General features: G+C 73.1%; 7 protein-coding genes. All 7 read right to left on the bottom strand.

All coding sequences use genetic code 11. The features are described 5' to 3' along the window. Nucleotides 1-459: 459 nt before the first annotated feature. On the bottom strand, nucleotides 460-1,371 hold the full coding sequence (gene sigJ / locus ACZ6D7_RS44100) for an RNA polymerase sigma factor SigJ (protein ID WP_469503756.1): 912 nt from the start codon (nucleotides 1,369-1,371) through the stop codon (nucleotides 460-462). Between the two features lie 23 nt (nucleotides 1,372-1,394). Further along, entirely contained in the window at nucleotides 1,395-3,122 is a 1,728-nt protein-coding gene (locus ACZ6D7_RS44105) for an AMP-binding protein (protein WP_469503758.1), read from the bottom strand. Next, nucleotides 3,119-3,619 (bottom strand): ester cyclase, encoded by a 501-nt coding sequence (locus tag ACZ6D7_RS44110; protein ID WP_469503760.1) that lies wholly within the window; start codon nucleotides 3,617-3,619, stop codon nucleotides 3,119-3,121. The genes ACZ6D7_RS44105 and ACZ6D7_RS44110 overlap by 4 nt, the downstream gene beginning before the upstream one ends. A 74-nt stretch (nucleotides 3,620-3,693) precedes the next feature. Further along, complete coding sequence (locus ACZ6D7_RS44115) at nucleotides 3,694-5,214, bottom strand: DHA2 family efflux MFS transporter permease subunit (protein ID WP_469503762.1); 1,521 nt, start codon at nucleotides 5,212-5,214, stop codon at nucleotides 3,694-3,696. Nucleotides 5,215-5,300: 86 nt separating this feature from the next. Further along, nucleotides 5,301-5,951 carry a mycothiol-dependent nitroreductase Rv2466c family protein gene (locus tag ACZ6D7_RS44120; RefSeq protein WP_469503764.1) on the bottom strand — a complete coding sequence of 217 codons (651 nt, stop codon included), beginning with the start codon at nucleotides 5,949-5,951 and terminating at the stop codon, nucleotides 5,301-5,303. 14 nt (nucleotides 5,952-5,965) lie between these two features. Further along, nucleotides 5,966-6,316 carry a DoxX family protein gene (locus ACZ6D7_RS44125; RefSeq protein WP_469503766.1) on the bottom strand — a complete coding sequence of 117 codons (351 nt, stop codon included), beginning with the start codon at nucleotides 6,314-6,316 and terminating at the stop codon, nucleotides 5,966-5,968. A 62-nt stretch (nucleotides 6,317-6,378) separates the two neighbouring features. After that, nucleotides 6,379-7,425 (bottom strand): methyltransferase, encoded by a 1,047-nt coding sequence (locus ACZ6D7_RS44130; protein ID WP_469503768.1) that lies wholly within the window; start codon nucleotides 7,423-7,425, stop codon nucleotides 6,379-6,381. Between the last annotated feature and the right edge of the window lie 215 nt (nucleotides 7,426-7,640).

The following is a 7,640-nucleotide window of genomic DNA, read 5'->3' on the forward strand; positions in this document are numbered from 1 at the left end:
CCCCCCCCCCCCCCCCCCCCCCCCCCCCCCCCCCCCCCCCCCCCCCCCCCCCCCCCCCCCCCCCCCCCCCCCCCCCCCCCCCCCCCCCCCCCGCCAGGGGCCCCTGCCCACCGCTCGGGCCCGCACCCGCGCCCCGCAACAGCCACCGCAACCCGGCCACCGCGCGGCACCCGCCCGACACCCGGACCGCCCGTCCCAGGGCTGCCGACGCCACTCGACCCGCCCCCGGAACCCCACCCGCCAGCCCGAAGCCGCAACCGCGCCCCGGCCCGGGCCACCGCCCCGACCTACCCGCGACTCACACCCGGAACCCACCCAACGTCACGAGGCCACGAGCGGCGTCAAAGGACCCGGACACCGACGCTCGGGCCCGCACCCGCGCCCCGCAACAGCCACCGAGGCCCGCCCCGCCGACCCGCGCCCCCGGACACCCCCACCTCCCGGAGCGAGCGTCGGTGCTCAGCGGCCCGCCGGTACCCGGCGCAGTTTCTCGGGGTTGCGGACGGCGTGTACGGCGGTGATGCGGGGGTGGTCGCCGGTGAGGTCGATGTCCGCGGTGACCACGGCGAACACGCCGGCCGGTGTGGCCAGGACGGCGGCGGGTGCGCCGTCGTACTGCTCGTGCATCCGGACCACCAGCCCGGCCGGGTAGCGGCCCGCCGTGGACGCGAAGTACTCGGCGATGGCGGCGGCGCCGTACAGCGGGACGCGCGGGGTCTCCGCCTGGCCGTTGCCGTCCGCCCACATCGTCACGTCGGGGGCCAGGACCGCCATGAGCGCCTCCACGTCGCCGTCGAGGCAGGCGGCCAGGAAGCGTTCGGTGATCTCACGGGCCTGCCGGCGGTCCGGCTCGAAGCGCCGGTGGCGCAGCCGCACATGGCGCCGGGCCCGGCTGCCGAGCTGCCGTACCGCCGTCTCGGTGCGGTCGACCGCCTCGGCGACCTCGGGGAAGCTGAAGCCGAACACCTCGTGCAGCACGAACACCGCGCGCTCCAGCGGGGAGAGCGTCTCCATCATCACCAGGACCGCCATGCTCAGCGACTCGCCGAGCAGCGAGGACTCCATGGCGACGTCGGAGGAGACCAGCAGCGGCTCGGGCAGCCAGGGCCCCACGTACTCCTCGCGCCGGGCCCGGCTGCGGCGCATCTGGTCGATGGCGGTACGGGTGACGGCCCGCACCAGATACCCGCGGGGATCGGCGACGGCGTCCCGGTCGACGCGCCGCCAGCGCAGCCAGGTCTCCTGGACGACGTCCTCGGCGTCGACGACGGTACCGAGCATGCGGTACGAGATGCCGAACATCAGCTGCCGGTACCGTTCGAACGGATCCGAGATCCCGGACCGCTCGGAGACGGCTGTCGCCTCGGCCATGACTCCCCGTTCCCTCAGTTCCCTCAGGGTCGGCGCTCGTCGCGATCGCTCGCCAACTGCCCTGCCGAGTCTACAATCATGGCCTTCAACCGCTCGTACCGAATCTTGCCGTTCTCGTTGCGCGGCAGCTCCGGGGACACCTCCAGGAGCCGGGTGGGCAGGTACCACCGGGTCATGCCGCGTTCGACGAGGATGCCCACCAGCTCCGCCAGCGTCGGGCAGCGGTCCCCGTCGGCGACCACCACCGCGCACGAACTCTCGTGCCCCGGCTCCTCCTCGTAGCCGACCAGCACCACCTCCCGTACCCCGGGGTGGCGCAGGATCTCCTGCTCGACCTCGGCCACCGGGATCATGAACGTGGCGCCGACCCGCCGGCTCGCCCGGCCGGCGAAGCGGATGCCGCCCCGGCCGTCCTCGCGGACCAGGTCCCCGGTGTCCAGCCAGCCGTCGTCGTGCTGCCACGTCTCGTGGAACGGCGCCCCGGAGCCCGGCTGCCAGAACCCGACGGCCACCGAGGCGCCCCGGACCAGCAGCCGGTGGATGTCGTCGTCGCCGGGGGCCGGGAGCAGCCGCATCTCCAGGCCGGGCATCGGCGAGCCGTCGCTCTTGGCGGCCCAGTCGCAGGGGTCGTCCTCGCGGGTCCTGAAGCCCATGCCCGCCTCGGTCATCCCCCAGCAGGAGCGCACCGGGACCCGCAGCTCGTCGTGGATCGCGCGGGCGAGTTCCGCCCGTACCGGGGCGGCGCCGGTCATCACGAACCGCAGCGAGGGCAGCGAGCGGGGGCGCTGGCGCTGCTCCTCCAAGAGCTGCTGGACGAAGGAGGGGGCCAGGAAGCTCTGGGTGACCGAGGCCGCCGACAGCAGCTCCAGGTATCGCTCCGGCGCCCATACGTCCTGGTAGGCGCCGGTGCCCCCGGCGAGGATCGGGCCCCACACGCAGTACAGCAGGCCGGCGGGCCCGGTGACGGGGTGCGGGGTGCTGAACACCTCGCGGACGGCCCAGCCCCGCTCGACCGTGCCGGCTCCCGCCCCGGTGCCCGCGTACAGGGTGTTCTCGGTGTGCAGCACCGCCTTGCGCTCCCCGGTGGTGCCGGAGGTGAACAGCAGCATGCAGACCCGGTCGACGGCCTCCCCGGTCGGCAGGCGCGGCGGCGCGAACCGCTCCTCGTGCGGGGTGCGCAGGAAGTACTCGCGGAAGTCGACCGCCCAGGGCGGGACCCGCTCGCCGTGCACGACACCGTGGCGCAGCCAGGGGAGCCGGGGGGAGATCTCCTCCAGCGCGGCCACACAGTCGTAGCCCTCCCAGGTGTCCACGACGACGCACACCTGGGCGCGGGCCGCCTCCAGCATGCGCTCCAGTTCCAGGGCGCGCAGCGTGGGCAGCAGGGGTACGGCGATCGCGCCGGTCCAGCAGCAGGCGAGGGTGAGGGCCGCCACCTCCCACCAGTTGGGCAGCTGGAACGCGACGCGATCACCCCGGCGCACGCCGAGGGAGGTCAGCGCGGCGGCGAACCTCCGGACGTGGAACGCCAGCTCGGCGTAGCGCACGGTGGTGGTACGGCCGTCCTGCGCGCTGTAGACGACGATCGCCGGGTCGTCGGGGCGCTCGGCGGCGACCCGGAGCAGATCGTGCAGGACGGAGGTGTTGCGCCACCAGCCGCGCTCCCGGAACCGCTCGGCGACGTCCCCCGGCACCCGCAGCCCGGCGGCGCCCTCCATGGACCAGGGGCCTTCGACGAGCGGCTCGGTCACGAGCGGTTCTCTCCCTGCGAGGTCGGCGAGGTCTGCGGGGCCGAGACGATCTCCGGGGCCGGGTCGACGGCGTCCGTCACGTACGCCACCCCCCACGCCTCCTTCTGGAGGAAGTGCAGCCCCAGGGTGCTGACCCCGACGACCTGCTCGACGATCCGCCCGTCCTCGATGCGGACGGTGTGCTGCTCGATGCTCGATCCGCGCTCACCGGTGGGCGCGTTGCCGAAGTACGAGCCGGTGTTGTGCCAGTGGAGCGCGAACCGGAAGGCCGCCCGGGTGCCGTCGGCGCTGTAGAACTCGTCGTGCAGGACGGCACGGATACCGGGGTGGGCGTGGTGGATCTCCTGGCAGAATTTCAGCAGGAATTCCACGCCCGTCACCCCCCAGGCGGTGGGTGCGTACATGGTGACGTCCGGGGCGTACAGCTTCTCCAGGGCAGCCCAGTCCTGATCACCGAGCGCGGTGATGTAACGCTGGATGACGGTCTTCTCCGACATGGGAATTCCTCCTCGGGAACAGTGCGAAATACAGGGGTACGGAAATCCGGGAAAGGCAGTGAGGGGGAATTCCGCTAGTCCACGGCCGAGGCCACGTCCGCCCCGGCGCGCGGCTCCGCGGGCGCGTCCGGCACCGGCCGCGGCGCCGGCGGCGGCAGGAGCAGCGCCAGGGCTGCGGCGACGACGGCCACGGCGACGGTCAGGAACAGGCCGTAGCGCACGGCGTCGGTGAGACCGTCGGCGTACATCGCGTCGGTGAGCCGGCCGGCCTGCTGCCGCACCTCCTCCGGTACGCCCTCGGCGGCGAGCCGGTTCTGGAGCAGCGCGCCCACCGCCGCCGCGCCGACGACGGCGCCGATCTGGCGGAAGGTGGTGAACATGCCGGAGGCGACGCCGGTCAGCCGCGGCGGGATCTCCTGCATCGCGAGGGTGCTGGTGGGGGCGAAGACCAGGCCCATGCCGATGCCGAACACGATCTGGCCGGGGATGATCGCCCACACGCTGGAGTCCGCCTGCGCCATGACCGCCGTCAGGGCGATACCGGCGCCGAAGACCAGCAGCCCGGGGACGAGGATCTTGCGGCCGCCCAGCTTGCCGACCGCGTTGCCCGCGAAGGGCGCCACGAACAGCGAGACCAGCGGTCCCGGTACGAGGGCGAGACCGGCCTCGCCCGCGGAGAGCCCGAGCACGGACTGGAGGTAGAGGGTGAGCGGCAGCAGCACGCCGATGGAACCGAAGAGCAGCAGCGCCCCGAGCGTCGCGGAGACGGTGAACGCGCGGCTGCGGAACAGCTCGAACGGCACCAGCGGACGGCGGTCCTGGCGGGCCCGCTGGTGCAGCGCGAAGAGCCCGAGGAGCGCCACGCCGAGCACCAGGACCAGCGGGATGCTGAGGAAGGACTCGATGGTGCCCCAGTCGTAGCGCTCGCCCTCGATCAGCCCGTACACGATCAGGCTGAGGCCGGCCGTGGAGAGCACGGCGCCCGGCAGGTCCAGCGAGGACTGCTGTCCCGTGCGGACGTCGGGCACCACGGCGAACGCGCCCACCAGGGCCGCCACGCCGATCGGGACGTTGATGAAGAAGATCCAGCGCCAGTCCAGGCCGGAGACCAGCGCGCCGCCGACGGTGGGTCCGGCGACCGTGGCGAGGCCGGCGACCGCGGACCACACGCCGAAGGCCGCCCCGCGACGCTCCGCCGGGAAGACGGCGCTGATCAGGGCCAGGGTCTGCGGCATCATCACCGCGGCGCCGAGCCCCTGGACCGCCCGCGCGGCGATCATCTGCCCCGGGGTGTCCACGAACCCGCACACCGCCGAGGCCACGGTGAAGACCGCGAGCCCGGCGGTGAAGGTCCGCTGGGGGCCGAACCGGTCGCCGAGCCGGCCGGAGAGCAGCAACAGCGCCGCGAAGACCAGCATGTAGGCGTTGGCGAACCAGAGGATGTCGTCCAGCGAGGCGCCGAGCCCCGCGGCCATCTCGGGGATGGCGATCGTGACGATCGTCGTGTCCAGCAGCGTCATGAAGAAGCTCGCGCAGAGTACCGCCAGCACCAGCCAGGGGTTGCGCTGCCGTGCTTCCGGTGCGTCCGTGCCCATCCCGTCGCCTCTCGTTCGTAGTCGTGTGGGGTGCTTCAACAGGACCGACGCAGCCGGGCGCGCAACCGTGACATGGGTGGGGCGCCTCAGTCGAAGACCGGGCCTCCCGACCGCGCCCGCTTCAGTTCCGCGAAGGCGGGGACCGAGGCCGCGAGCAGGAGGGCGTCCCAGAGCCGGGCGGCCTCCTCCCCCTTGGGGATGGGCGTGAGGATGGGGCCGGAGAAGGCGCGTCGCTCCCCCGTCCCGTCGGGGACCGCGATGACCGGGCTGCCGGACTCCTCGCCCACCGCGGCCTGGGACCGCTCGTGGGAGGCGCGGACCTCGGCGTCGTAGGTGTCGGTGTCGGCGTACCGGATCAGGTCCGCCGACAGGCCGGCCGCCGTCAGCGCGGCCTCGATGGCCTCCAGGGTGGGGCTGGGGCCCTCGCCCTCCTTGTGGAAGCGGGTGCCCAGTTCCGTGTAGAGCCGGGCGATCGCGTCGGCGTCGTGCCGCTGCTGGGCGGCGACGATCACGCGGACCGGGCGCAGGCCCTTGGGGCCGACCAGGTCGTGGAACTGCTCCGGGATCCGGTCGAGCCGGTCCTCGTTGAGTATGGCCAGGCTCATGACATGCCAGCGGATGTCGAGGTCGCGCGAGCGCGCCGCCTCCAGCAGCCAGCGGGACGTCATCCACGTCCACGCGCACAGCGGGTCGAACCAGAAGTCGACCGTGGTCGGGGACTTCACCGTGTCGGACATGCGTGCTCCTCCGGTCAGACCGTCGCGATGCCGAACAGCAGCGGGGCCGCCGCGACCACCATCAGGACGGTCGGCATGGGCAGGCCCTTCGTGTCCTTGGCACGGAGGTGGGTGGTGATCGCGCCGATGAAGTAGACGATGATCCCGATGCTGGCGGCGATGCCCAGCGGCCGGTAGAAGATGCCGATGATCAGGCCGAGCGCGCCGGCGATCTCCAGGGCGGACAGCCGCGGGAACCAGCTGTCCGGTACGCCGATCTTGTGCATCCCCTCGGTGACCTTCTCGTCCCGGACGAGCTTGGCTCTGCCGGAGCCGATGAGCACGAAGGCGAGCAGGCTCGCGGCGACGACGTAGGCGATGAACACGGGGAACTCCTAGAGCGGTTCGGGAACGGGAACGGGAACGTGGAAGGTGAGCTGACGTGGCGTCAGGCGAGCGGTGCGGGGACGGCCTCCACCACGCTGCTCGGCGAGCGGGTGGGGAGGATGCGGGTCAGGGTGAAGCCCGCCGCCGAGAGGAGCCGCCGGAACTCCTCGGCGGTGCGCTCCTGACCGCCGCTGAGCACCATCATGTTGAGGTCGATGATCTTGCTGGGCGAGAAGCCGTCGCCGTCGGGGACGACGGTGTCCACGACGAGCAGACGCGCGCTGTCGCCCATGACCCGCCGGCAGGACCTGAGGATCTCGACGGCGGCGTCGTCGTCCCAGTCGTGCAGGACCCACTTCATCGTGTAGAGGTCGCCGCCCTCGGGGACCTTCTCGAAGAAGTCGCCGCCGACGAGTTCGCACCGGTCCGCGAGGCCCGCGGCCTCGATCCGCTCGCGGCCGTGCGCCACGACGTGCGGCAGGTCGAGGACGACGCCGTGCGCCCGGGGGTGCGCGGTGAGGATGGAGGCGAGGAAGCCTCCCTCGCCGCCGCCGACGTCCACGATCCGCTCGTGGGGGCCGAAGTCGTAGACGTCGAGCACGGCGTCGGCGACCATCGCGGTGAGCCCGGTCATCGCCTTGCCGAGGTGGGCGTTCATGGCGGGGGTGTCCTCGAAGAACTGCCAGATCTTCTTCCCCACGGCCTGCTCGAAGACCGGTTCGCCCGACCGCACGGAGTCCGCCAGCAGCCCCCAGGTGGCGTGGTGGGCCTCACCCAGTTCCATCTGGACGAAGGACGCGAGGGAGCCGGGGACGTCCGAGCGCAGGGCGTCGCCGAGGGGGGTGGTCGTGTAGCGGCCCTCGGCGTCCGAGCGCAGCACACCCACTCCGGCCAGGGCGCGCAGCAGCCGGGCCAGGGAGCGGGCGTGCGTGCCGGTCACGCCGGCCAGCTCGGCGGCGGTCCGGGGCTCGGCCGCGAGGTGGTCCGGGAGGCCCAGCGCGGTGGCGGCGTGCACCGCGCGCGCCACCCAGAAGCTGGTGACGATCTGGAACATCCCGTCGAAGTCGGGGTGGGTACCGGCGTCCTCGGGGCGTGCGGTGGCATCCATGGCAGTCTCCGGGCGGATCGACAGTGAGGGCGGCGAAAGGAAGACGAAAGGAAGGCGAAGGGATGGTGAAAGGAAGGGCAGACCGTTGCGGGGGGGGGGGGGGGGGGGGGGGGGGGGGGGGGGGGGGGGGGGGGGGGGGGGGGGGGGGGGGGGGGGGGGGGGTGGGGTGGGGGGGGTAGGGAGAACCAATACCGCGATAACCGGACGGCTAAAAA

Source organism: Streptomyces sp. NPDC041784 (genome assembly GCF_055591025.1).

Bases quoted from the DNA above. Each gene is read 5' to 3' on its own strand.
- ACZ6D7_RS44115 (WP_469503762.1), bottom strand. From the start codon at position 5,214: ATGGGCACGGACGCACCGGAAGCACGGCAGCGCAACCCCTGGCTGGTG.
- ACZ6D7_RS44130 (WP_469503768.1), bottom strand. From the start codon at position 7,425: ATGGATGCCACCGCACGCCCCGAGGACGCCGGTACCCACCCCGACTTC.
- sigJ (WP_469503756.1), bottom strand. From the start codon at position 1,371: ATGGCCGAGGCGACAGCCGTCTCCGAGCGGTCCGGGATCTCGGATCCG.
- ACZ6D7_RS44120 (WP_469503764.1), bottom strand. From the start codon at position 5,951: ATGTCCGACACGGTGAAGTCCCCGACCACGGTCGACTTCTGGTTCGAC.
- ACZ6D7_RS44110 (WP_469503760.1), bottom strand. From the start codon at position 3,619: ATGTCGGAGAAGACCGTCATCCAGCGTTACATCACCGCGCTCGGTGAT.